23 protein-coding genes and 6 pseudogenes are annotated in these 23,188 nt (G+C 68.6%); 12 read left to right on the top strand and 17 right to left on the bottom strand.

Annotated features, from left to right (window positions below):
- Nucleotides 1-321: 321 nt before the first annotated feature.
- Together AB0D31_RS17920 and AB0D31_RS17915 are read right to left on the bottom strand one after the other, a co-directional pair.
- Nucleotides 322-930, bottom strand: coding sequence for an N-acetyltransferase (locus tag AB0D31_RS17920; RefSeq protein WP_362723568.1), 609 nt, complete (start codon nt 928-930; stop codon nt 322-324).
- 372 nt (nt 931-1,302) lie between these two features.
- Nucleotides 1,303-1,671 carry a VOC family protein gene (locus AB0D31_RS17915; RefSeq protein ID WP_362723565.1) on the bottom strand — a complete coding sequence of 123 codons (369 nt, stop codon included), beginning with the start codon at nt 1,669-1,671 and terminating at the stop codon, nt 1,303-1,305.
- A gap of 63 nt (nt 1,672-1,734) precedes the next feature.
- Here AB0D31_RS17915 and AB0D31_RS17910 point away from each other — a divergent pair, with 63 nt between their 5' ends.
- Nucleotides 1,735-2,214, top strand: coding sequence for a MarR family transcriptional regulator (locus AB0D31_RS17910; protein ID WP_362723563.1), 480 nt, complete (start codon nt 1,735-1,737; stop codon nt 2,212-2,214).
- Between the two features lie 132 nt (nt 2,215-2,346).
- On the opposite strand, the gene AB0D31_RS17905 is transcribed toward AB0D31_RS17910, so the two are convergent.
- From AB0D31_RS17905 to AB0D31_RS17895, 3 genes are all read right to left on the bottom strand, one after another.
- Complete coding sequence (locus AB0D31_RS17905; protein ID WP_362723560.1) at nt 2,347-3,588, bottom strand: HAMP domain-containing sensor histidine kinase; 1,242 nt, start codon at nt 3,586-3,588, stop codon at nt 2,347-2,349.
- 9 nt (nt 3,589-3,597) lie between these two features.
- Nucleotides 3,598-4,350, bottom strand: coding sequence for a two-component system response regulator CseB (gene cseB / locus AB0D31_RS17900; RefSeq protein ID WP_362723557.1), 753 nt, complete (start codon nt 4,348-4,350; stop codon nt 3,598-3,600).
- A 215-nt stretch (nt 4,351-4,565) separates the two neighbouring features.
- The gene (locus tag AB0D31_RS17895) at nt 4,566-5,522 is read right to left on the bottom strand and encodes an endonuclease/exonuclease/phosphatase family protein (protein WP_362723746.1); all 957 of its coding nucleotides are present in this window, start codon (nt 5,520-5,522) and stop codon (nt 4,566-4,568) included.
- Between the two features lie 628 nt (nt 5,523-6,150).
- Between AB0D31_RS17895 and AB0D31_RS17890 the strand changes: the two are divergent.
- A pseudogene (locus AB0D31_RS17890) lies at nt 6,151-6,387 on the top strand (FAD-dependent oxidoreductase); the annotation flags it as partial.
- A 248-nt stretch (nt 6,388-6,635) separates the two neighbouring features.
- Here the strand turns inward: AB0D31_RS17890 and AB0D31_RS17885 are convergent.
- A pseudogene (locus tag AB0D31_RS17885) lies at nt 6,636-6,755 on the bottom strand (DNA-binding response regulator); the annotation flags it as partial.
- 82 nt (nt 6,756-6,837) lie between these two features.
- The gene (locus AB0D31_RS17880; protein ID WP_362723554.1) at nt 6,838-7,212 is read right to left on the bottom strand and encodes a helix-turn-helix domain-containing protein; all 375 of its coding nucleotides are present in this window, start codon (nt 7,210-7,212) and stop codon (nt 6,838-6,840) included.
- A gap of 95 nt (nt 7,213-7,307) precedes the next feature.
- On the opposite strand from AB0D31_RS17880, the gene AB0D31_RS17875 reads away from it, so the two are divergent.
- The 3 genes from AB0D31_RS17875 to AB0D31_RS17865 all read left to right on the top strand — a co-directional run bounded on the left by AB0D31_RS17875 (nt 7,308) and on the right by AB0D31_RS17865 (nt 11,308).
- A complete protein-coding gene (locus AB0D31_RS17875; RefSeq protein WP_362723552.1) occupies nt 7,308-8,189 on the top strand; it encodes an NAD(P)-binding domain-containing protein in 882 nt (293 codons plus the stop codon).
- Nucleotides 8,190-8,459: 270 nt separating this feature from the next.
- Nucleotides 8,460-9,005 (top strand): hypothetical protein, encoded by a 546-nt coding sequence (locus AB0D31_RS17870; RefSeq protein ID WP_362723549.1) that lies wholly within the window; start codon nt 8,460-8,462, stop codon nt 9,003-9,005.
- A 347-nt stretch (nt 9,006-9,352) separates the two neighbouring features.
- Complete coding sequence (locus AB0D31_RS17865) at nt 9,353-11,308, top strand: transglycosylase domain-containing protein (RefSeq protein WP_362723547.1); 1,956 nt, start codon at nt 9,353-9,355, stop codon at nt 11,306-11,308.
- Between the two features lie 151 nt (nt 11,309-11,459).
- Here AB0D31_RS17865 and AB0D31_RS17860 read toward each other — a convergent pair whose 3' ends face one another.
- Nucleotides 11,460-12,788 carry a hypothetical protein gene (locus AB0D31_RS17860; protein ID WP_362723544.1) on the bottom strand — a complete coding sequence of 443 codons (1,329 nt, stop codon included), beginning with the start codon at nt 12,786-12,788 and terminating at the stop codon, nt 11,460-11,462.
- Nucleotides 12,789-13,150: 362 nt separating this feature from the next.
- Nucleotides 13,151-13,378, bottom strand: coding sequence for a hypothetical protein (locus AB0D31_RS17855; protein ID WP_362723541.1), 228 nt, complete (start codon nt 13,376-13,378; stop codon nt 13,151-13,153).
- A 278-nt stretch (nt 13,379-13,656) separates the two neighbouring features.
- Between AB0D31_RS17855 and AB0D31_RS17850 the strand changes: the two genes are divergently transcribed.
- The gene (locus AB0D31_RS17850; protein ID WP_362723539.1) at nt 13,657-14,757 is read left to right on the top strand and encodes an amidase domain-containing protein; all 1,101 of its coding nucleotides are present in this window, start codon (nt 13,657-13,659) and stop codon (nt 14,755-14,757) included.
- 117 nt (nt 14,758-14,874) lie between these two features.
- A complete protein-coding gene (locus AB0D31_RS17845; protein WP_362723536.1) occupies nt 14,875-15,273 on the top strand; it encodes a hypothetical protein in 399 nt (132 codons plus the stop codon).
- 18 nt (nt 15,274-15,291) lie between these two features.
- Here AB0D31_RS17845 and AB0D31_RS17840 read toward each other — a convergent pair.
- The 7 genes and pseudogenes from AB0D31_RS17840 to AB0D31_RS17810 all read right to left on the bottom strand — a co-directional run.
- A pseudogene (locus AB0D31_RS17840) lies at nt 15,292-15,698 on the bottom strand (transposase); the annotation flags it as partial.
- A gap of 149 nt (nt 15,699-15,847) precedes the next feature.
- Nucleotides 15,848-16,132 (bottom strand): carbohydrate-binding module family 20 domain-containing protein, encoded by a 285-nt coding sequence (locus tag AB0D31_RS17835; protein WP_362723743.1) that lies wholly within the window; start codon nt 16,130-16,132, stop codon nt 15,848-15,850.
- Nucleotides 16,129-16,485: an alpha amylase C-terminal domain-containing protein gene (locus AB0D31_RS17830; protein WP_362723740.1), complete on the bottom strand. Its 357-nt coding sequence runs from the start codon at nt 16,483-16,485 to the stop codon at nt 16,129-16,131. Before AB0D31_RS17830 ends, AB0D31_RS17835 begins: the two co-directional genes overlap by 4 nt.
- 517 nt (nt 16,486-17,002) lie before the next feature.
- Nucleotides 17,003-17,275, bottom strand: a pseudogene (locus AB0D31_RS17825) (alpha-amylase); the annotation flags it as partial.
- An 8-nt stretch (nt 17,276-17,283) separates the two neighbouring features.
- On the bottom strand, nt 17,284-17,505 hold the full coding sequence (locus AB0D31_RS17820; protein ID WP_362723534.1) for a hypothetical protein: 222 nt from the start codon (nt 17,503-17,505) through the stop codon (nt 17,284-17,286).
- A gap of 592 nt (nt 17,506-18,097) precedes the next feature.
- Complete coding sequence (locus AB0D31_RS17815) at nt 18,098-18,526, bottom strand: MarR family transcriptional regulator (RefSeq protein ID WP_362723531.1); 429 nt, start codon at nt 18,524-18,526, stop codon at nt 18,098-18,100.
- On the bottom strand, nt 18,526-18,942 hold the full coding sequence (locus AB0D31_RS17810) for a polyketide cyclase (RefSeq protein WP_362723529.1): 417 nt from the start codon (nt 18,940-18,942) through the stop codon (nt 18,526-18,528). Before AB0D31_RS17810 ends, AB0D31_RS17815 begins: the two co-directional genes overlap by 1 nt.
- Nucleotides 18,943-19,141: 199 nt before the next feature.
- On the opposite strand from AB0D31_RS17810, the gene AB0D31_RS17805 reads away from it, so the two are divergent.
- The 3 genes and pseudogenes from AB0D31_RS17805 to AB0D31_RS17795 all read left to right on the top strand — a co-directional run bounded on the left by AB0D31_RS17805 (nt 19,142) and on the right by AB0D31_RS17795 (nt 20,160).
- On the top strand, nt 19,142-19,561 hold the full coding sequence (locus AB0D31_RS17805; protein WP_362723526.1) for an alcohol dehydrogenase catalytic domain-containing protein: 420 nt from the start codon (nt 19,142-19,144) through the stop codon (nt 19,559-19,561).
- A 19-nt stretch (nt 19,562-19,580) separates the two neighbouring features.
- Nucleotides 19,581-19,730, top strand: a pseudogene (locus AB0D31_RS17800) (NADPH:quinone reductase); the annotation flags it as partial.
- A 91-nt stretch (nt 19,731-19,821) separates the two neighbouring features.
- The gene (locus tag AB0D31_RS17795) at nt 19,822-20,160 is read left to right on the top strand and encodes a zinc-binding dehydrogenase (protein WP_362723524.1); all 339 of its coding nucleotides are present in this window, start codon (nt 19,822-19,824) and stop codon (nt 20,158-20,160) included.
- Nucleotides 20,161-20,501: 341 nt separating this feature from the next.
- Here AB0D31_RS17795 and AB0D31_RS17790 read toward each other — a convergent pair.
- Nucleotides 20,502-20,738, bottom strand: a pseudogene (locus AB0D31_RS17790) (Lrp/AsnC family transcriptional regulator); the annotation flags it as partial.
- 369 nt (nt 20,739-21,107) lie between these two features.
- Here AB0D31_RS17790 and AB0D31_RS17785 point away from each other — a divergent pair.
- Together AB0D31_RS17785 and AB0D31_RS17780 are read left to right on the top strand one after the other, a co-directional pair.
- Nucleotides 21,108-21,386, top strand: coding sequence for a hypothetical protein (locus AB0D31_RS17785; protein WP_362723761.1), 279 nt, complete (start codon nt 21,108-21,110; stop codon nt 21,384-21,386).
- Nucleotides 21,387-22,224: 838 nt separating this feature from the next.
- Nucleotides 22,225-22,494, top strand: a complete 270-nt coding sequence (locus AB0D31_RS17780; protein WP_362723521.1) for a hypothetical protein — start codon at nt 22,225-22,227, stop codon at nt 22,492-22,494.
- Nucleotides 22,495-23,188 lie beyond the last annotated feature (694 nt).

Here is a 23,188-nt window from a genome sequence, read left to right as displayed (position 1 = left end):
ATGAACACGCACAACGTCCCAGAGCGAACCCCGTCCATGAGTACGAACTCGCGGACTTGGCCGGCGTCCTGACTGATCACCGCCCCGATCCTGGGATGAGGATCGACCGCGATGTCCACCACGACGAGCACGTCAAGGTGCTGTCGGACTTGGCTCCATGGAGGGCACTTTGGGCCATCGCCAAGTGGACCAACTGCCCGATGGCGGCTATCCATTGCCCGTCTGGTCAGGCAATTGGTCGCAGCACCACCGCGAGGCGATCCTGAGATCGGCGACCAGCACGTGCCGCGCGGGGGCCAGCCCCGCGCGGCACGTGCCGGGTCAGATACCGAACGCGGCGGCGTAGCGGACGGTCCCGCTGGGGAGCGGATGGCCGGCGTCGAGGCTGAGGGCCATCAAGGCGTCATCGGGGACGTCGATGGTCAGCCCGATGCCGTGATTCGAGGCACGGGTGAACCCGAACCGGGGGTAGTAGGCCGGGTGCCCGAGGACGACCACGTGGCGCTCACCGAGGGATCGTGCCGCGGCCAGGGCGGCACGGACCGCCGCTGTGCCGGCACCGGTGCGCTGCTGTTCCGGCCGGACGGCGCTCGGTGCAAGGCAGAGGGCCGGCGTGGTGTCGATGTGGCAGCGGGTCAGCAGCGCGTGACCCACCAGGTGGCCTGTCTCGTCCGCTGCGACGAGGGAGAGGCCCTTGATCCAGGCGGTCGAATCGGCGCGCAGGCTGTCGACGAGGTCGGCCTCGGCGGGAGTCGAGAAGGCGGCGAGGTTGATGCCGCGGATGGTGGGGATGTCGGCGCTGGTTTCGGCGCGCGTGTTCCACAGTTTGGCCGAGAGCCGATGACCAACCGTGACCTCATCGTCAGACCCTGCCGTTCGAATGCGGCGGAGAAGACATCGGCCCGGGTGCCGGGCAGGCGAAGCCTTCATGGTCGGATTACTGATGCCATCGCGTATGAGGTCTCTTCCCCGCCCGGGGCCGGCGGCCAGGACGCGACGCTGACGGCGTCGGTGCACCACTTTGCCGCCCACTCGGTCCTGGGACCGCATCTCCGACCGGGGCGACCAGGGTGCGGCCGGGTGGAAGGACCGACCGTCACCAGGACGTTCATCGAGCCCGGCCTGTCCGTACGCGACGGCTTCGCCGAAGGACCGCTCGCCGACAGTGCACTGGTCCGCACGGCCCGCGCCGGGAGGCTTCTCGACGAACTGCTGGAGCAGGCACCCACGATGACCGACGCCCAACTTGCGCGACGGCGGGCACGGGGCGCTGCCACGGTGATCGGCGGTGGCGTTCGCCGATCAGGCACGGTCGTGGAGAGTGACGTGGTAACCGTCGGGGTCGGCAAAGGTGAACGTCCGGCCGAAGGGCCCGTCGATCGGTGCGGAGACGATCGTGTGACCGTCGGCGACGAGAGCATCGTGGATGGCCTGGACGTCTGTGGCATGGAGCCAGATCGCGGCACCGATGCCGGGCTGGGCGACGGATGCGAGATCCGTGCCGGGAACGATGGTGCGGAGCGCGAACGCGATCGGCCTGGTCTCGAAGACGACGGCGTGCGGAGGTCCGGCCTGCGAGCGGACGAGGCCGAGGTAGTGCTCGTAGAACGCCTGCGAAGCGTCGAGGTCGCGTGCCTGGAGCGAGATGAAGTCGGGGCCGGTCGCGGGCATGATAATGCTCCTTCTCTTCGTGTCAGATTCCTGACACAGGTAAAGCTATGTCAGACTTCTGACATGAGTCAAAGCGATGTCGGCATCGACCTGGACAAGTCACTGGGCTACCTGCTGAAAGAGGCTTCGAGTGCCCTGCGCGCAGCCATGGAGGAGGTGCTGCGGCCACTCGGAATGAGCGTGACGCACTACTCCTGCCTCGAACTGCTGGCCCAGCGGCCGGGCTTGTCGAACTCCGAGCTCGCGCGGGGCGCGTTCGTGACACGTCAGTCGATGAACGTGCTGCTTCAGGCCTTGGAACGAGATGGCTACGTGAGCAGGCCCGCGGAGGCGCCCGTCGGGAAGGTTCTTCCCGCCCGGCTCACGCCTCGCGGGCGACGGAGTCTGGAGAAGGCGACCGTAGCGGTCCGGTCCGTCGAGGTCAGAATGCTGGCCGGCATGACCGAGACCGAGCAGACAGGAGCATTCCGGATCCTGCAGAAAATGATTCATTCCCTGCGCGACGGCGACGGCGATGGCGACGGTGACGACGGCGGCGCATAGCCCGTTCCTCGGCGCGCCTCGTGCCGCGTCCGGGCCGGAGTGCGGCCGAGCGTGGGACTCCGTGCAGGCGACCTCGGAAAACGACAGCCCCGCCTGGCGGTGGCGTCGGTAGGGGTTCTGGCGGCGCGACGGTCAGGTCCGGGGGAGTTCGAGGGTGGCTGTCGCGCCGCCGTCGGGGGCGTTCGTGAAGCTGAGCTGGGCGCCGAGTACCTCGGACTGGCCCAGGGCGATGGTCAGCCCGAGGCCGTGTCCGTGCCCGCGCTCGGCGCTGTTCGTGCGGAAGCGCTGGGGGCCGTGGGTGAGCAGAGCGTCGGGGAAGCCCGGCCCGTGATCGCGTACCGTGACCCGTGTCCCGGCCACGGTGACCTCGACGGGAAGCGCGCCGTGCCGGTGGGCGTTGGCGATCAGATTGCCGATGACGCGCTCCACCCGGCGCGGATCGGTGCGCACCTGGGCGGGCTCCTCGAAGCGGACACGCGTGTCGGCCCAGCCGCGGCGGACCACGTCGGAGACCAGTTCACCCAGCGGTACCGTGTCGCGGTGCGCTACCTCGGCGCCGGCGTCGAGCCGGGAGATCTCCAGGAGGTCCTCGATCAGGCCGCGCAGGGTGTGCACCTGGGTGCGCACCAGGTCCGCCGCCTCGTCGCCCGTCGGCAGCAAGCCCGCCGCGGTCACCAGGCCCATCAGGGGCGTGCGCAGTTCGTGGGCAACGTCGGCGGTGAACCGCTTCTCGGACTCCAGCCGCCGCTGCAGGGCGGCGGCCATGTCGTCCACGGCCGACGACATCGCGGTGATCTCGTCCCTGGCCCTGCCGGGACGGCCGATGCGGGCATCGAGGTTTCCGTCGGCGATGTGCCGGGCGGTGCGGGAGCCATGGCGCAGCCGCCGGTTGATCGGTTCCGTTGCCAGCGCGGCCAACGGGACGACGAAGGCGAGGGCCACCAGCACGGCCTTGACGATGCTGCGGTCCAGGAGCTGGAGGCCGCGCACCTCCGCGCTCATGTCCGTACGCACCGAGAGGACTTGGTCGCCGACGCGCACCGCGGCCCACATCCAGTACCAGTTCGGCGGTCTCTGGTCATACCAGAGGGCGTACTCGCCGGGCAGTCGCACGTCTGCCAGTTTCGCCCGCAGCGGCTCGGGCAGCTCGTCGACCGGTCCGAGGTCTGCCGTCTCCGGCCGTCGGCCTGTCCGGTCCAACTCGTCCTGTGCTGCGCGCAGTTGGGTCACTGAGCGGTCCTGGCCCGCGGCCCGGCCGTGCTGTGCGGTCGCGTTGTGCACGAGAACGCCGATGACGGTGGCGACCGCACAGCAGGCCACCGCCACCAGTGCGGCGATCTTCCAGCGCAGGGCGCGGGGGTTGAGGAAGTTCATGGACGTCGCTCAGTCCCGTACGAGCTTGTAGCCGAAGCCGCGGACGGTTTCCACGCGGTCGGCGCCGATCTTCTTGCGCAGCCGCACCACGCACAGATCGACCACGCGGGTGTCGCCCTCCCAGCCGTAGTCCCACACCTCGCGCAGCAGCATGCGCCGGTCGAGGACGACACCGGGGTGCTCGGCGAAGGTCAGCAACAGCCGCAGCTCGGTCGGTGTCAGCGGCACGGGCCGGCCGGACCTGTGCACCTCCAGCCCCAGCGTGTTGATGGTCAGGTCCCCGAACGCGAGTGTGGCGGGGTCATCCGCGGGGGAGGTCCGTCCGGGCCGCGCCGTGTCGGTTGACGCATGGGACGCATTGAAGGAGGCGCGCCGCAGCAGGGTCCTGATGCGGGCGACGAGGATGCTGGTGTCCACGGGCTTGATGACGTAGTCGTCGGCCCCCGCTTCGAGCCCGGCGACGACATCGAGGGCGTCGCCGCGGGCGGACATCATCAGGATCGGTACGAGGCTCTCCTCGCGGATGCGCCGGCACAGGCCGATGCCGTCGAGGCCGGGCAGCATCACATCCAGGATCAGCAGGTCGTGCCGCCCGGCCCGGAATGCATCCAGAGCGTCGAGTCCGTCGGCTGCGACGGACACCTCGTACCCGTAGCGTTCCAGTGCCAGCTGAACGGCACGGCGGATCACCGCGTCGTCCTCGACGACCAGCACCCTGACCGGGTCCGGGACGAGGGGGCCGGACGAGAGGGGTCCAGACAAGAGGTCACCTTTCCCCGCGGCAGCAAATTTCCCCGCGGCAGCAAACGTGCCGGTCGTTGACCGAAGCGTAACCACGGCAGAGCCGTACGCGGTCGCGCCGAGCCCGCGGCGCGTGGCGTGCCCCTGGGTGGTGCGGTTGGTGGGCCGTCACAGGTTCCGGGTCGTCACGGGTTGCGGGCCGTCACGGGTTCCGGGTCGTCACGGGTTCCGGGTCGTCACAGGTTCAGCGACGCCGCGACCGGGAGGTGGTCGCTGCCGGTCGCGGGCAGGGTCCACGATGAGACGGGCTTGATCCCCTTCACCATGATCTGGTCGATACGCACCACCGGGAACGTGGCCGGCCAGGTGAAACCGAACCCGCCGCCGGCCTTCGCCTGCGCCGAACTCAACTGCTGTGCAAGGGGTTTGAGGGCCGAGTCCTCCACCGATCCGTTGAAGTCGCCGAGCACGACGACTCGGGGCAGCGGCTCGGCCCGTACGAGCGCGGCGAGCTTGGCCCCCGACTCGTTACGGGTCGCCGTCGCGAAGCCGCTCGGCAACACCCGCACCGACGCCAGGTGCGCGACGTAGACGGCGACCGGGCCCTGCGGCGTGTCGACCGTGGCGCGCAGGGCCCGTGTCCACGGCATGATTTCCAGCGGCTCCACCGCCCTCAGCGGATACTTGCTCCACACCCCCACCCCGCCGCGCACCTGCGCATAGCGATAGACCGACGCCAGCTCCCGCGCGTAGGTGTCCTTCGCGGACGCCTTCCGGGACAGCTCTTCGAGTGCCACCACATCGGCGCCCGAGGCGATCAGAGCGCGGGCGGTTCCGCCGGGGTCGCCGTTCTCCTCGTTCACGTTGTGGCTCACCACCGTGAGGTCCCCGCCGGCGGCCCCCTTGTCGGCGAGGACCCCCGCGAACAGGCAGCACCACACCACGGCCGGAATCAGGACGACGACCAACGCGAGCCCGGAGCGCCGCGCGAGGGCGAGCACGAGGAGGACCGGCACAACCAGGCCCGTCCAGGGCAGCACCGTCTGGAACAGGCTGCCCAGGTTACCGAAGCTGTTGGGGAGAAGGCAGTTGCAGGCCATGGCCAGCGCACTGAGCACCGCGCATCCGGCGAGCCACCGGCCCCGCCGCGGCAGACGCCGGAGCAGCGGGCGGCGGGCGGCGTCCCGCACCATCGGGCTCAGCCCCTGCGGCACCACACCGACTGGACGCTTCGTACCTGTGGACACCTCGGCCGCCTCCCACATCCGGGACTCGTACACCGTGCTCCGGGTACGGCCCAAGACTTCAGGACCGGCGCTTCCGCCCGGTCAACGCCAGACTGCGAGCGCCCTGCGGATGTGTATCAACTGTGCTTCGGCCCCCGTTTTGCCAGCACCTGGCAGGGCAGATCGCCCCGTGTCAGCTCACGCCATGGCCTGGTCGGCTTCGCCTCGTCGAGGCAGCAGCGCGTTGCGTGGAGCGGCGCGTTGCGTGGGGCGGCCGCCGGCACAGGTGGTCGGCATCGTCGGCGAGGCCCGGCCGGCATGTGCCTCGTACCACTCGTGGAAACCCAGGCCGGTTGGTGCGATCAATGCCTGCGGCAAGGGATGCCAGGACGGCATGGTGGCGAGTCAGTGGGCGCCTGACGCGACGGTCCTCCCGAGGCCAACGGGCATGGAGCTGGACCTCGCGGCCTCCTGCTCGACGCTGCAACCTGCGTCACGAAGCGCCGAAAGGCGCCGCAGAATGACGTAGATCACAGCGTCACCTCGTCTGCACACTGCTCGACAAACCTTCTCCGAGAGCTGTCGAGGGAACGAGATGAACGAGCAGGAGCAGGCCGACGTCGTCGTCATCGGTGCCGGAGTGTCCGGACTGACGGCAGCGCGGCGTCTGACCCAGGCCGGGCACGCGGTGGTCGTGCTCGAGGCGGGCGATCGGGTCGGCGGCCGCACCGTCAACCTGGACGTCGCAGACGGCGTCGACACCGAGGGCGGTGGGCAGTGGGTGGGCCCCGGACAGGACCGGTTGCCGGCGCTCATCGACGAGCTCGGTCTCAAGACCTTCGGGCTCGAAGTGGATGTGCGACACAACAGGCCAGTCGCCTCCTGCGACGGATTCGGGGTCGACACGGAATCCGCGAAGGTTGTCGGCGCGGCACGATACCGATGTTACTTTTGGCCCTCGCCCTCGCCCTCGCCCTCGCCCTCGTCTCGTCGAGGATTTCGTGGCGGACGGTGCGGTAGTTATCAGCCAGCCAGCCAGCCCGGGCGGCCCCGCGCCCGGATGCGTATCACCGTCCGCCGCTACGTCGTGCACCCCCACGTACTCGTCAGTCCGCTTTCGTAGGCGGCAATGACAAGTTGAGCACGTTCCCTGGCTCCCCGTTTTGTCAGCAGACGGCTGAAACGCCACCGGGCGGTGGCCACGCGATACGACAAACTCGCGGTCCGCTACGAGGCGACCGTGCTGGTCACGGCCGTCAATGCGTGGTTGTGACCAGCACGTTCACAACAGACCCTGGGCCGCCTTCTCTTCCAGCCCTCGAGTGGTCGGCCGCTCGCGTCCCCAGGCGGCCAGCGGCTGGAGTGCGTCGTTGAGGTGCATGCCGTCCTCGGTCAGCGAGTACTCGACGCGGGGCGGCACCTCGTCGTAGGAGACGCGGCGCACGACGCCGTCCGCTTCCAGCTCCCGTAGGTGAGAGGCCAGCACCTTCTCGGTGATGCCGGGGAGCAGCCGACGCAGCTCGCCGAAGCGGCGGTAGGGGTGCTCGTGGAGCGCCCAGAGGATCAGCACCTTCCACTTGCCCCCGATCACCTCCATCGCGGTGTCGATCCCGCAGACGTGTCCGTCTGGTGCGCTCGGCCGGTTCAGCGTCGTCATGCCCCACCCTTCTGACGTGCTCGCTCACCCCGGGGTAACCACCCACTCCGAAGTGCGTACTTGATCACTTCCGGGCCTGTGACCAGCCTATCGGCATGGCACACAACACTGCTGAGAAGACTTCCGTCACGCTGCTGGGCCTCGGTGCGATGGGCACTGCGCTGGCCCGTACCTGGCTTTCCGCCGGCCACCCGCTCACCGTTTGGAACCGCACCCCGGCCCGCGCCGCGGCACTCGCCGCCGAGGGGGCACGGGTCGCGGACAGCGCCGCTGAGGCGGTCGCGGCGAACCCCCTGGTCATCGTTTGTCTGTTGGACGACGCCTCGGTCGAAGAGGTGCTGGCCGGCACCGACCTGGCCGGCCGGGACCTGGTCAACCTGACCACCGGCACCCCTGCCCAGGCCCGCGCCCGCGCCGAGTGGGCCCGCGAGCGCGGTGCCCGCTACCTGGACGGCGGGATCATGGCCGTCCCGCCGATGATCGGCGTCCCGGAGGCCGGCGGCTACGTCTTCTACAGCGGCTCGCGGGAGCTGTTCGAGCGGCACCAGGAGACCCTCGCCGTCCCGGCCGGTACCACCCATGTCGGCGAGGACGCGGGCTTCGCGGCTCTGCACGACGTGGCCCTGCTCAGCGCCATGTACGGGATGTTCGCCGGTGCCGCGCACGCCTTCGCCCTGATCCGAAAGGAGGACATAGATCCCGCGGCGCTCGCCCCGCTGCTCGCCGACTGGCTCGTCGCGATGGCCCCGGCGGTTCACCAGACTGCCGACCAGCTGCGGAGCGGCGACTACACCAAGGGTGCCGTCTCCAATCTCTCCATGCAGGTGGCCGGCACGCCGACCTTCCTGAGCACCGCCGAGCAGCAGGGTGTCAGCCCGGAACTACTCAGTCCCTACTTCGAGCTGATGCGCCGCCGCCTGGCCGAGGGCAGTGGCGAGGAGGACCTGACGGGCGTGATCGACCTGCTGGTGCACTGACCAGCCACTCGCCGCCCCAGCAGCGGCCGTGCTGGTCAAGGTCCTCAGCGAGACTCTGCGACCAGCACTTTCACAACACGCCCTGGTAAGCGAAGGGCTGCTGGCGGCACGGATCGCGGCCGGCCAGCAGACCCGGCGCTGCGTACGATGCTGGATGTCGGCCCGTCCTACTTGATCCCCTCGGCCCTGGCAGCCGGGCCGGTAGCGGGAGCCAGGTGGTGGCACCGCTGGACCGCGCTCGCCGTGCTTGCGGTCCGTGCACCGCACATCATGAGCGATCTGACCAAGCTGGCGGTCACTCCCGTCGGCCACGTGACAGCACTGGTCACGGGGATGCTGCTCGCATGGGGGCTGCGATCGTCCGGCGACCGCCACTGCTACAGGCCGGGACTGACGTCATGTGCCGCGCCGCTTCAGACCGAAGAGCGCACCAATGAGCGGGCATTGGCAACGTTGAGCTGGTGGCTTCGGGGCTGGATGATCGCCGGTTCGATTGATCATCGGGGGCCGGCTGTGGGGAGCGGCGGCCTACATCAGAACGTCGAGGGCGCCGTCACCCCGTACCCGCTTGACACCAAACCGCACGTCTCACGCCACCTTGCCCAGAACTGCGTGATCGCATTGTTCCTCACGCCCATCGCCAAGCCGCGACGCTGGAAGAAGAGGGAGCGCGAGGCCGCCTCCCCACTGGAAGTCCTGAGCAAGGGGCTCCGGCAACCCACGGGCCACATGCTGCCTGTTGCACGGAGCCCTGGCTGGGATCGATCCTGCGTTCCGCCCCACATAGCCCTTATGAGGGCACTGGGTGCTACTTGATGACTGATGTCCCAGCTTCTCCGCCGCTCGTAATGCACGGCGGAACGCCCGATTTCTGGCCCATGAGCGACTCCCGTGCCCGCGCCACCGGCTACCGCATTTCGCACCAGCCCCCACCTCTCAGTGATCACTGCGTACTCCTGTTCTAGGGTGTGGGTGGAATTGCAGTAGAGGGGATACTGAGTGTGAGCAGGCGCGGTGGGGCTGGGCGGGGGTGGTGGGGTGGCGAGGAAGACGGCCATGACGTCGCTCAGGGGCGTCGGCGCGCGGCCGTCAAGCGTGGCCCGAGTGGTGCGATAGCGAGGTCGTGGCGTGCGCTCTCGCCGTTCGTCGCCTTCCTGCGCACCGTGCCGCGGCGCCTGCGGCCCGCCTACCCCCGGGCCGGCCGCGCCGGCTGGCGGCGCTGGATTCCGTCCTGGCGGCAGTGGATCGGACTCGTCGGTTCCGGGGCACTCGGCCTGTGCTGCTTGATCGGATACGCGTACGCAACCACCGACATACCGGACGATCTCAACACCTTCGCGACGCAGCAGGACAATGTCTACTACTGGTCCGACGGTTCCAAGATGGCTCGTACGGGCTGGGTCAGCCGGCAGGAGATGCCGCTCGACAAGGTGCCTCCGAAGGTCCAGGGCGCCGTACTCGCGGCTGAGAACGCGAGCTTCTACAGCGACTCCGGAGTCTCGCCCTACGGCATCCTGCGCGCCATGAAGGCCGCGGTCACCGGCGGCGAGTCCCAGGGCGGTTCGACCATCACCCAGCAGTACGTGAAGAACGCGTACCTCAACCAGGACCGCACCGTCTCGCGGAAGTTCACCGAGATCCTGCTCGCGGTGAAGCTGGACCGGCAGACCAGCAAGAAGCAGATACTCCAGGACTACCTCAACACCAGTTGGTTCGGGCGCGGCACATACGGCATCCAGCGGGCCTCACAGGCGTACTACGGCAAGGACGTCTCCCAGCTCAATCCGAGTGAGGGCGCCTTCCTGGCCTCGCTTCTCAAAGGCGCCGCGCTCTTCGACCCCGCCATCAGCAAGGACAACCACGAGCGCGCTGTGGAACGCTGGGGCTGGACCCTGGACCGGATGGTCTCCACGGGCGCCCTCACCCGCGCCGAACGCGCGAAGTACACGAAGTTTCCCGAGCCGCTGGCGCCTACCGTCACCGGCGACGCCAAGGGCCAGTCCGGCTACCTGGTGGAACTGGCCAAGGCGTACGCGACCAGGGCCGGTCACATCAAGGACGCCGACTTCGACCTGGGCGGCTACCAGATCTACACGACGTTCGACAAGTCCCGCATGACGGCCCTGACCGCTGCCGTGCAGAAGGCGCAGAAGAGTTTCGACGCCACACGGCGGCCCGCCACCGACGCGCACGCGAAGATCGGTGCGGCGAGCGTCGCCCCCGACGGCCGGCTGCTCGCGGTCTATGGCGGACCCGACTACCTGAAGCAGGGCTTCAACGAGTCGAACGCGACCACCGTGCCGGTCGGGACGGTCTTCACGCCGTTCGTGTACGCCACCGCACTCGATGACGGCATCGTGCGCTCGCGCGACAAGCCCCGCACCCCCATCAGCCCGTCCGCCAAGTACAACGGAAACGACAATGTCACCGTGAAGACGCCCGAAGGCCCGTACTGGGACCGCGGCGGCAAGGTGGCGAAGGGGCAGAACGACGGCGGACGGAACTGGGGGCAGGTCACCTTGCGCCAAGCCATCGCCAACTCCGTCAACACCCCGATGCTTCAACTCGGCCTCGATGTCGGGCTCGACCGGGTCGACGCCCTTGCCGAGCGCTCGGGCATGCTCACGTCGAGCCTCGGCCCGCACGTTCCCCTCTTCGCTCTCGGGGAGAACTCGACACCCAGCGCCATCCGCGTGGCCGGCGCCTACGAGACCTTCGCCGCCGAAGGCATGCACACCGAGCCGTACTCCGTGCGCGCGATCTCCCGCAACGGCGCCGCGACGCCGCTCGACAATCCGCAGCCGGCCCGCGCGATGTCGGCCAGGGCCGCCCGCGCGGTGACGGACGCCCTGCGGGACGCGGTGACACAAGGGACCGCGAAGAGCGCCCGTACGGTTCACCCGGGCACGGGCGGAAAGACCGGAACCACCGCCGGGAACACGGTCGGCTGGTTCGCGGCCAACACCGCGCGGGAATCGACGGCCGTGGTCATCTACCGGATGTCCCTGACGGATCTGGTGCCGCTGTCCCTGACCGGCCTCGGCGGCGACGCTCCCGATACCCCGAGCAGTGAACGAGCGGTGCGGCTGTGGTCGGACTACATCAGAGCGGTGAAGTGACCGCCTGCGTCAAGACGACAGCCGCCATATGAAGGCGGTGAAGTGACCGCAGCTCGCGTGGTCCCGGGCATCCACGGCGCGTACCCCCCGCCGCTGCGCTTCCGGGGGAGGGCCCACCCAGGCTCGGCTCTGCCGACCCGACCTGTTTGATCTACTTGACCAGCGTCTTCCAGTCCGGTGCCTCTGCGGGGTCGAGCAGGCGCAACTGGGCCAGCACCTTCGGGTCCTGGGCGTCCAGCCAGTCGGACAGTTCACGGAACGACACGCACCGCACGCCCTCGCGCGGACAGACGTCCTTCATGACGTCCTCGACGGCCTTCATGTAGATGCCGCCGTTCCAGTCCTCGAAGTGGTTGCCGATGTACATCGGGGCCCGGCTGCCGTTGTAGACGCGGTTGAAGCCGTTCAGATACGACTTGCGGGTCTGCTCCAGCCACGCCGGGTACTTCGAGGGGTCGCCCTGGGTGCTCTCGCCGGACTGGTTGTAGAGGAAGTTGAAGTCCATGGAGAGGACTTGCACCTCTTTGTCCTGCAAGGGCATGAGCTGCAAGGGGAAGTTCCAGATGCCGTCGATCTTGTTCGGCCAGAGCTGGAAGTCGCCCGATGAGCTCGCGTCATAACGCCAGCCGTACGGTTTGATCGCGGGGATGAGGTTCTTCTGCCCTTCCAGGCAGGGGGCGCGGCCGCCGACGACCTCGCGGTCGGGGTCGAAGGGGAGCGGCGCCTCGTCGGTGAATCCCGTGTTGGTCTTCCACGTCTTCACGAACGAGTACGCCTGGTCTATTTCGCTCTTCCACTCGGCGGGACTCCAGTCGCCACCGCCCTTGGGGCCGCAGAAGTGGCCGTTGAAATGCGAGCCGATCTCGTCGCCGTCGGCCCAGGCGCCGCGCAACTGCTCCAGGGTGGTCTTCACGTGCTCGACGGTGGGGTAGGAGATCGCGGCCGACCCCTGGCTGTGCTGCGGCGGGCGGTACAGCATCCGCTTGCTCTCGGGCAGCAGGTAGATGCCGGTCAGGAAGAACGTCATGTGCGCCTTGTTGGCCTCGGCCACCTGACGGAAGTGGGAGAAGAGGTGGTCGTCCCCCTCCAGCGCGCCGTCCCAGGAGAAGACCACGAACTGCGGGGGTTTCTCGCCCGGCTTCAGCCGCTGCGGCTTGAGCTGGCCGGGCTGCGGGCCGGTGTACGACGTGGAGCCGTCCCCGAGCACCTTGGTCTTGCCGTCCCAGGCCTCTTCCTTGCCCTTGCCGTCGCCGGTTTTTCCGTCCGGTCCGGAGGAGGGGGAGGCCGCGGTCTTCTTGCCCCGCTCGGCCGCATCGGACGGGCTGCCCGCCGTGAGGGCGTACGCGGTGGCAGCGGTCGCACCCAGCGCCAGGATGCCGGCGCCGACTCCGAACCTCCTGCGGTTCTGCGCCTTCCTGCGCGCCTTGCGGACGGCCCGGGACTCTGCCGGGACACGGGAGGCGTCGTCGGTGTCAGCCATCGCAGTTGTGTCCCCCATGGTCGCCGCAGCCGCCGCGTGTGGATAGTTGGTGCGAATATAGAACTTATTTGGCATGCCTGTCGCAACACAAGTCCCCGTGGTCGCCCCTCAAGCACCACGCCGTGCGGGCGCCGCGGCAGCGGCCCGGGGCAGGGCGGACGGCCCGGTTTGTGCGTGCCGCTCGCAACCGCTTCTGCGGGGTCGCGCAAACCGGCAGCAAACCGGCGACAGGAAACGGCAACAGGAAACCAGCAGCAGGAATCGAGCAGCAGGAAGTCGGACCAACCGAAAAACAGCGCAGACGCGGGGCCCGGCGAATATCGCCGGGCCCCGCACCAGTTACGTTCCACCCCGAGGTCCCGTCAGATGTCGACTCCGGTCGGCGTGTAGCCGACGGCCGCGTCGGTTCCCGGAGTTCCGGACGGCGGGGTCCGGCCGACGCGGTAGCGGACGCTGCCGTGCTCGACCACGTCGCCGGCCCGGTAGCGGTCCACCACGGCGGGGTCGAACGGGAAGGGGCCGGTGGCGCCATCGGGTCGCCCTTGCTTCGAAGCCGCCCCGAAGACCTCGCCGTCGTACTCGTTCGCCATGCGTCCTCCTTGCTGTTCGGGCGGTGGCGCAACCGTCCTTGGTCACGCCGCCGTCGTCGTGCCACTGACGCCTGCCCGAGCACGGTGGACGCACACACCGTCCGTCCAGGGCTTACGGCCGAGACCCTTGAAACGAGGTCCGGTTGCGGTCGCGGCCGACGAACGGGTCCAAAGACGCGGCAACTCATGCCAAGATTTCACCGCACTGGTTCATGCGGACCGGTGACAAGGGGAAAACAGTGATATCAAAGACATTCCGACCTGCTATAGGCGTCGCCTTGGCCGGGGTCCTGTCGTCGGCGTTCCTGCCGACCACGCCCGCCAGCGCCGCCCCGCGGCCACACGCGGCGGACAGCGCGACCGTCAGCACCTTCGCCCGCATCGCGGGTGACGTTCTCACGCAGCGCAGTCAGGCCCTGGTCGAGGACCGAGCCGGCCGCCACTCCGCGGTGACCACCGGCACCAAGGCCCGTATGTCGGCACAGTTGAAGCGGGACGAGGACGCCGCACTGGCGTCGCTGCGGTCGCGCAAGACGCGGCTGAACGCACTCGGTGAGAGCTACACCGACGCGGACACCCACGTCGCCGTGAACAAGGCGACGGTGTCCGGTCGTCAGGCGACCGTGGAGGTCACCGAGGACACCACGCTCACCTACAAGAAGATCCGTGGCGACGAGCCCGCCACGACCGGCTTCCGGACGCGGTACGAGCTCGCACTCACCAACACCGCGGGATCTGTTTGGGAGTTGACATCGATCAAGTCCAAGGACGACGGGCCGGTCGCCGTCAACGAGCCGACTATTGCCAAGGCCGCCGTCGTCACGGACGACGGACAGACCTACCCGGACGGCACTCCGGCGTCCACGAAGTACCCCGCGCCGGCCAAGCCCAAGACGAAGACCGGCACGGGTTACGACTACGCCGCGATGGCCGCGTACGCCGAGAAGTACTGGAAGAACTACAACCCGGCCTACCGGCAGTTCAACGGCGCGGGCGGCGACTGCACCAACTTCGTCAGCCAGGCCCTCAAGGCCGGCGGATGGAAGAACGCGCCTGGCTCGACGTCCGACTACCGCAACTGGTGGTACGACGGCGCCCTCCAGACCGACTCCTGGGTCGGCGTGAACGACTTCGCGTGGTTCACGCTCTCCAATCAGCGTGCGACCAACCTGGCCAACGTGTACCAGATGGACGTCGGCGACGTCCTTCAGATGGACTTCGACCGGGACGGGTCCAAGGACCACTCCATGATGGTGACTTACCGAAGCAGCACCGGAACTCCGTACCTCACCTACCACTCGACCAACACCTACCGGAAGTCGCTGGCGAGCCTCATCGCCTCGTACCCCAACGCGGTCTACTTCGCCTACCGCACCTGACGGTCGGGCCCGGCGGACGGCCTCCCGATCCGCCGGGCCTCGCCCCAGCCAGGGCCTGTCGTCAAAATGTGATCTGCCTTCGATTCCTCTCTGACGGGTCACGGTCATCATGGGCTGATGAGTAGATATGCAGAGGTCATCGTTCTGGCGCGAGGGGCCGAAGAGATCATGGAACCGCTTACTCGCCCCGACGAGGGCCGGGACTGGCACCAGTGCTTTACACGTGTGGATGACGGCATGTTTGACGGGTCGCGTATGCCGTCCGTGGAGTGTTACGTATGGGTGATTCAGTTCATCCGCCACAACTGGCGTGGGTTGCTGAGTCATCTGGAGTCTCTGGCGTGGCCGTATCCGCATTCCGTTCAAGTCCTCGTCCGCGACGAGGAGGACGACTGCTTCGGCCTCTGGATGATCTACGACGGCAAACTGGTCGAGGTGTCACTGCCGCGTACCGTACGAGAGCCGTACTCGTCGTCCGTTACCGGAGTCCTTTCCCGGACCGACCGTGGCGCCTGAGTGTTGCGCTCCGGTTCGTCAGCTCGCCCACATCGGAAGTGAGGCGAGGGTGACGGCTGCTTCATATGACTGGGTGGTCTTGTCGTAGCGGGTGGCGATACCCCGCCATTGCTTCAGATGGTTGAAGCACCGTTCGATGACGTCGCGGTGCTTGTAGGCCTCCCGATCGAAGGCCGGCGGGCGGCCGCCGCGGCTACCGCGCCGGGTCCGGTTGCGGACCTGGTCAGCCCGCTCGGGAGTGGTGTGCGCGATGTCGCGGCGGCGGAGCCAGGCGCGAATCGCTTTCGAGCTGTAGCCCTTGTAGCCCAGGACATGATCGAGTCGGACGCACGGCCGTCCCGGTCCGGTCCGGAGCACCCGGATCGCCCCATCACAGCGATGAACCGGGTGCAGTCGTTGGTGTTGCCGCCCATCACGACGCGAGCGGACCGGTGGGTGCCGCCCTTCGCCCAGGAGCGGGCGGCCGCCCTCGGTAGTTGCCTGCGGCCGCGAAGGCGCTCCAAGCCCCGCACAGCCACCCGTGACGCCCGCCCCTGGCATCGCGGCTGCCGGGGGGCGGGGCACTTCGGATGGGCTACTTCCAGGTGTCGTTCAGCGTCGTCCCGGACGTGCCGCTGCTGGCGGTGCGGTTCGCACCGGGCTCCCAGGTCACGTTGTCCTGCGCGTCCTTGAGGATGTACTTGTCCTCGAACGACGCGTTCGCCGGCAGGCCGGCGGTGGCAGACCAGTGCGTGCCGTCGCTGGAGGTGAGCGGCACGGCGTCCTTGGTGTTCCAGCTGGCGAGGGCCGCGGGAGAACCCACCAGGTAGACCTTCTGGCCAGCCGGGACGGTCGCGGTCTCGTGGAAGGTCTCGGTCACCGTTCCCGCGGGCGGGGTGGGGGCGACGTCGTCGGCGGCGTAGTGGGCGGTGGCGTGCCGGTGCCGTACATGGCGACGGCGTCTCCCGCCGGGACCGTCACCGTCGCCGTGCCGGACGAGCCGACCGTCACCGTCGCGCCGCTGCACGCGCCGGAGGCGTTCGGGGTGGAGTGGATGACGTCGCAGTAGGTGCTGGCCGCCAGGCCTGTGGTGAAGGTCTGGGTGAGGGCACTGCTGCCGTTGTTGATCGCGATCCAGGCGGCATTGCCGCGGGAGAAGGCGATGGCTTTGCCGCCGGTGTCCCACCAGTTGGCCACGGTCTGGCCGGCGGCGGCGTTGTGCCAGCCGACCATGTTGGCGATGCCCTGCTCGCGGTCGGTGCAGTCCAGGCGCCGGAGGAGCAGTCGGTGGCGGTGACGAACCCGGCGGCGTTGGCCGGCGGGGAGTCGTCGTGGCCGTTGAAGGCGTAGCCGGAGAACACGCTCGGGGCACCATAGCCGTAGGCGAGCGTGAACTCGGTGGCCAGCGTGTACTGCGTGCCGTTCTTGTGGTTGAGGGTCGAGCCGTCGCGTTCGGTGTCGTGGTTGGTGACCATGACGCCGTCCTCGTCGGCCGGTTGCAGGCCCGAGGAGGCGAGGTCTTGAGGTTGGCGACGCTGCCCTGGAAGGCGGACTTGACCGCGTAGGCGAAGTCGAAGCCAATCACGCTGCCGTTGGACTCGAACGCAGCCGGAGCCAGGTTGCCGCCGCCGGGGTAGACCTCCTGCAGCACGTAGGGCCGGCCGCCCCACTGGGTGTCGTTCAGACGTGACTCGATGTTGGCCATGTCGGCCTGGTTGATGTGCTTGGCCGCGTCCACCCGGAACCCGTCGACGCCGTAACCGATGAGCTTGTTCAGGTAGCCGGCGATCTTGCCGCGTACTCCGTCGGTCTCGGTGTAGAGGTCATTGAGGTTGGACAGGTCGCACTCCTGGACCTGCTGCTGGTTGTTCCAGTCGTTGAGGGAGAGACTGGAGTTGGGACAGTTGGCGGGGTAGCTGTGGAACTCGCCCGCGCCGTAGGGCACCTGACCATACGTCCGGGAACTGGCACTGAACGTGTCGCCTCCGTAGGAGTCGGTGCTGGACTGGTCGGCGCCCGACATGTGGTTGATCACCGCGTCGACGTACACCTTGAGCCGGCCGCGTGGCACGAGGCGACCATGGACGCGAACTGGGTCTGTGTCCCCATACGGCTGTTCAGGTCGTAACCGACGGGCTGATAGACCTCCCACCACGGATGCGCCCGGCGCGCGCCGTAGACCGTGGGGACGAACAGGCCCTTGGCGCCCCAACGCGAGCTGTGGTTGTAGACGACGTCCTGGTAGATCTTCATGCCCTTGGCGTGGGCTGCCCCCGCCCTACGGCGACGTCAAGACATCGCGCAAGATTTTCCAAGAAGTTGCGCAAGAGCACAGGTCTGAGGTCTTGCCATCCTGAACTTCGCGGCGCGGGCCGGGGCCGGCGAGGCAGGCGCTCCGCCGCCCGCGCTCCCACCGGCCATTGGCCCGCGGGGGATCTGGTGTCCAGGCGAAGCCGCCGAGCATGGTGCCCTGCTTGGCCGGCGGCGGCGCCTGGCCCGTGGTCACGCTCGCGGCGACGGACGGGGCGGAGACGTTGCCGGCCGGCGGGCGTACGTGAGGTAGGTGGCTCGCTGGTTGCGTTGGGGGCCGGTGCAACCCCAGGTGTGCGCAGATACTGCCTGATTGCGCGGCAGCGCCCGTCAGGCGGCCGCCTGTGTGCGGGCCGCGTGACGGGCGCGATGGGAATGCTGTTACGCCGGTGTCGGCTGATGAGATCGCAGTGCGTCTGCCGGCCGCCCGCGATCCCGAGACGTGGCGAAGGGGGCGGTGCGGCTGGTCTGTTGCGGATACCCCTGGCCGGGGGCTTCGAGGCCGGGTGGCCCTGCGGTTAGCGGTGAGAGTGTTTCAGGATTCGGGATGAGCCAGGCGGCCGAGGAGGGATACCGCGTCGTCGAGGGGAACCGGTTGGAAGAACCGTGCGTCGACGTGCTCGACGGCGGCAATCGCGCGTGGGGCCAAGTCGGCGCCGGCGTCGGTGACGCGTAGCCGTTTGGCACGGGTGTCGGCCGGGTCGACTTCACGCTCGATGAGTTCTTTGCGTTCCAGGGTGCGTAGTACCTGGGAGGTCATCTTGATGTCGGTGCCGGCTTGGCGGGCGAGCGCCAGCTGGTTGGGGTGTTCGCCCTGGGTGTTGAGCCACCAGGCGCAGGCGAGCAGTACGAACTGCACGTGGGTGAGGCCGAGGGGGGTGAGAGCTGTGGCAATGTCGCGTTGCCAGCGCAGGGTGGCATGCCACAGCAGGAATCCGGGGCTGTCGCCGGGGCTGAGGGGCATCAGCTGAGAGCCAGCTTGACCAGTGCGGCCATTGTATCGGGCCAGTCGGCGGTGATGCCTGGGCCGATCTGCGGGCCGGCCTCGTTGGCGCCGGTGCCGGTGATCTCCATCCGGTACACCACCCGGTTCCGGGCCTGGTCGATCCGGTCGATCCGGTGGGTGGTGCGCAGCAGCAGGCCGTCGAAGCGGGCCTCGTCCACGAACAGTTCATTCTCGACCGCCTCGGCGATGCGAAGGAATACCGGATCGTCCCCGGGCGGCGTCATCGCGATCTGCGTGCCCGCCGCGAACGGCCCATTCAACTCGATCTTCTCGATCTCAGCGTTCCAGGTGCCCCAGTTCTCAACGTCGGCCCAGAGCCGCCAGATCGCCTCGGGGGTGGCGCCGGTTTCGATGCTGTGCTCGTACTCCCACATGAGTACCCTCCTCCAATAAATAATCTGCTAGTAGATTATCTGCGCGCAGACTATCTGTCCAGCGGTGGCACGATCTTTTCCGCCGCGCCGCGACGACCCACTCGAGCCACCGCCCGCGTTCTTGCAGCTTCACCGCATTGCCGCTGCAGAGCGGCGTTCCCCTGGGTCAGTAGCCCGAGGGTGAGCGGAGGAGTGAGAGATGAAGTCCGTCATCCGGACGACCGCCGGCGGCCCCGAGGTGCTCCAACTGGTCGAGCGCCCCGTGCCCGAGCCCGGCCCGCGCGAAGTACGGGTCCGTATGCACGTCTCGGGTGTCAACCCCACCGACTGGCGCAGTCGCAGACGTGCGCTGCCGCCGGGCATGATCGAGGAGGTGCCTCACCAGGACGGTGCCGGAGTCATCGACGCTGTCGGTCCGCAGGTCGACCTGGCACGGGTCGGAAAGCGAGTGTGGATCTGGGAGGCCGCATGGGAGCGGCCCTGGGGAACGGCACAGCAGTACACGCTCGTGCCGGACCGGCACGCCGTCGACCTGCCCGACCACGCTTCATTCGAACTCGGCGCCGCTCTGGGTATTCCGGCCCTAACTGCCCACCGCACGCACGCTGACAGTTCATGACGGCGGACCAGGGCGTATCGTGCCCGGCGCTCTGCGGGGCGCGACCGTATTGGTGGCAGGCGGCGCCGGCGCGGTCGGCAACGCGGCGATCCAGCTTGCCCGTTGGGCCGGGGCACGTGTGATCAGTACAGTCAGCGGTCCTGCCAAAGGCGCCCTGGCGAGAGCGGCAGGCGCCCACCAAGTGGTCGACTACCGCTCGCAGGACGCGACCAGAGAGATCCTGGCCTTCGCCCCCCGAAGGCGTCGACATCATTGTGGAGGTGGCTCCGGGCACCAACTCCACTCTCGACATCTCCGTGGCCGCGCGGGGAGCTGTGGTGGCGTACTACGGGGGCGGCGAGGACGAGCGGCTCTGCGTCCCGGTGCTCTCCTCGCTGGCGGCCAACCTGCGCTGGCAGAGCGTCTTCGTCTATACCGTGCCGGCTGCCGCGAAGCAGCAGGCCCTCACCGATGTTGCGGCAGCCGTGGACGAAGGTGCGCTGCGTGTGGGGGAGGAGGTGGGGATGCCCCTGCATCACTTCACGCTGGAGCAGGCGGCTGAAGCACATGCCGCGCTCGAACAGGGCGTGGTCGGCAAGATTCTGCTCGACATCCCGTGACCTGTTCAGGGGACCAGCACAATGCCAGGCACCGTGCACGCGACGGTCATACCCGCCTGGGTGCTGAAGTTAATGGACGCCACCGACCTGCGTGAGGCGATGGACGACGTCCGGCGTGCGGTGGCGGTTCTCTCCCCCCGGCTCCGTGAAGCGCTTCGTGCCGTGGCCCGCTCTCCTGCGGGCCACGGAGGAAACCCGCTTCGGGTCGGGTGGGCCCGCCGGGGTGCCCCTATGGCCACGACCATTCGGGCCACCGATCTTGCCGGCCGGGCCGCCGACCTGAACGGCGCCCTGATCGTCACCGCCACAGCCGGAGGGGAACCCCATGCGCCGCATGCGCTGTAGTCGGGCTCGCCGAACAGCCGCTGAGCCTGCAACACGTGGGGAATCGCGGCGACGGCCTCCTCGAAGGCGGTGACGGTGTCGGATGTCTCCCAGCGCAAGGTCGCGAAGACGAGGGCCTCGAAGTTCAACCCCGGAGCCGCCGGGTCGAGGACCGCTCGATAGCCGCGGATCGCACCCGCGCGCTCGAGATCCCGTAGCCGACGGTGGCACGGGCGCGCTCGGAGCACGCGGGCCTCTCGCCCTTGAGGCGCGTACCGCCGAGCAGGCGCGCTCGGAGCCGCGCCCGGGATGTCGGGCTCGGCCCTCTCGGCCCCCTGGGCACCGGAGTCGCCGACGCAATCGCGGTGCGCCCGACAGCGCCCGGTCCCAGGCCGGTTGGGGCCGGCCGGACATGGAGCACGTCTCGTCGTCGGGGCGAGTGGCGTCGGCGGCCCGGGTGCAGGCCGAAACCGTCCCGCTCTGGCCCAGGCAGCCCCAGCGCAGAGCGGGTACCCACCCCCGCCGTGGCGCCGGAAGCTCCGCCCGCCTGAACCATCAGGAGGCCGACGAGGTTGGATGGCCTCATGGTGAGACGACAGCGGGAGAAGAAGGGGCGACCCCTCTTGGGCGTGTCGAAGGGCCTCGTCCTTCTCGCGGCGCCGGAAGGGTGGCGCCTCAGTGTCCTGACAGTGGAAGGCGGGATGCTCTGCGGGCACCTCGCCGACGTTCCGCCCGACGCCGGCCCAGCCGAGGCACGGGCCGCCGCGGCGGCCATGCTGATGGAACTCGCACGCGACGTCAACGCACAACATGTCGACGTGATGTGGGACCCGCCCCGGGAGCCCGGATCCTGGGCCGCCCAGGTCACCGTTGCCGCGACCCCGCCGAGCACCTGCGGTTGAGCGACAGGCTCAAGGGCCCTCCCGAAACTGCGCTCTCCGCACTGCGCTCTCCGCAGACTGGAGGCAGCTCTCGTCCTGAGTACCGGCACTCATGCGGAGGGACGCGGGCGTCTCACAGGTTCCGCTCATGAGCATTGAACGGTGTTTGCCCACCTAGCCGTTGCATGTCGGGTCCGGGGCGCTGGGGCACGGCGCGCTCGCTGTCGTTCTTTTCGGGTTGCCGCGGCTGCCGCGTTCGCTGTCACCAGCGGTTCGTTACGCCCCGTTGTTGCTGATCATCCCTCTGGGGATTCTCGCCATCGTTGATGGGGTCAACTCCCTGCGTCCTGTGCGCGATGAGGACGGCGTCTGGCGATGGCGCGCCCGGGCCGGTATCGCCCTGGGCTTGGTCACGGTCACCCTCCCGGTCGCGGCGGCATCACCGGCTACCTCGTGCTGTCACACGCGTACGGGCGGGCCTCCTGACCTGCTCAGCTACCGTGCAGGGCTGTGGACCGCAGCCTTGCACTCCGCGCGAGAGAGGCCTGCCGGTCCGATCACCGGTGGCGGTGTGGGGGCGGTGCTACCTACACCGTGCCGACTGCCGAGGGAAGTAGCCGCGCAGCGGTCCTTGCGGTGGCCGGCGATGTGCCCCTCACGGCAGCGCGCCCTGGCCAACAGCGACACGCGTCCGCGGTGCCGCGGGCGTCGTCCGGAGAACTATGCCGCTGATATGAGTTTTTGGTCTGGTCGAGGTGTCGCGGGGCTGGGCGGGTGTGGTGGTGACTCGGGCCAGGAAGGAGGGCTGGGAAAGATCAGCACGCGTGCTGGTCGACGTATCCCCTGAGAAAGGCTTCTGATGAAGAGCAAGTTCAGTAAGGCTCTGGCAGTGTCGGTCGTCGTCATCGCGCTGGGAGGCATCGCCGCTCCCGCGTACGCGGACGTCGCGACCGGTGGGCACTCCGCCGGTGTCGCCTCCGGAAGCGAGCCCTTCGTCGCCGGTCGCTGGATGCACTTCGCTCACACCACGCACGTCCACACCGCGGACGCCGGACGCGGCTGGGCCACCGCCACCCACCACGGCACCGCGGTCGGTGGCGAAGAGAGCAGCCTCGTCGTCATCCACTGACCCCGCAGCACATCCAGGGCCTGCACGCCTGTGCGGCGACACCACTGACCATGGGGCTTTGTGGTCGCTGTGGGGTCGCCGTCGCGCGACACGTGCAGGCCCTGGGCGAGGCGCCCCAGGTCCGGCAGTGAGCCCGACCGCGCGCCCCGCTTTTTGTCCTGTCCTGAGGACCGCCGAGTGTGCCTCTCATCGACCACCGCCGTACCTGTTAACCCCACCCGGAATGATCGGCGCTCGCCCGGCATGGAGAGTCGTGTGCCGTCAGTCGCGGTGGCTCAGAACCGCAACGTCCGCGCCGAGTCCCACCACCAGCGGCCCGTCGGGCGCCACCCTCAGTGCCCTGATGCGGGACGGGAACGCGTACGTACCCATCTACTGCCCGCTGTTCGCGTCCCACGTCCAGACCCGTTCGTCCGCCGCCTGCGGCGACGATGGGGCGGCCGTACAGCAAGCCCATCGCCCCCCATTACCGTTTTCGTAGCCCCGCAATGGGGCTGCCAGCCTTCGGAGTTGGCATGACTACCTCCCCTTGTCGAGTGCATGGCCCGGGGGGTGGTGTCACCAGCTTCGGAGGCACTGACAGACCGCTGATTAGGGGCATGACCACCGGCTTTCCCCAGGTCGGGAGGCTCTTCGTAATGTGGATGTGGCGATCAGTGCCGTGGCGAGGCCGGTTGAGTGCGACCGGAGCGTG

The organism is Streptomyces sp. NPDC048361 (assembly GCF_040651795.1).
Taxonomy (GTDB): Bacteria; Actinomycetota; Actinomycetes; order Streptomycetales; family Streptomycetaceae; genus Streptomyces.
This window is presented reverse-complemented; position numbering and strand designations above follow the sequence as displayed.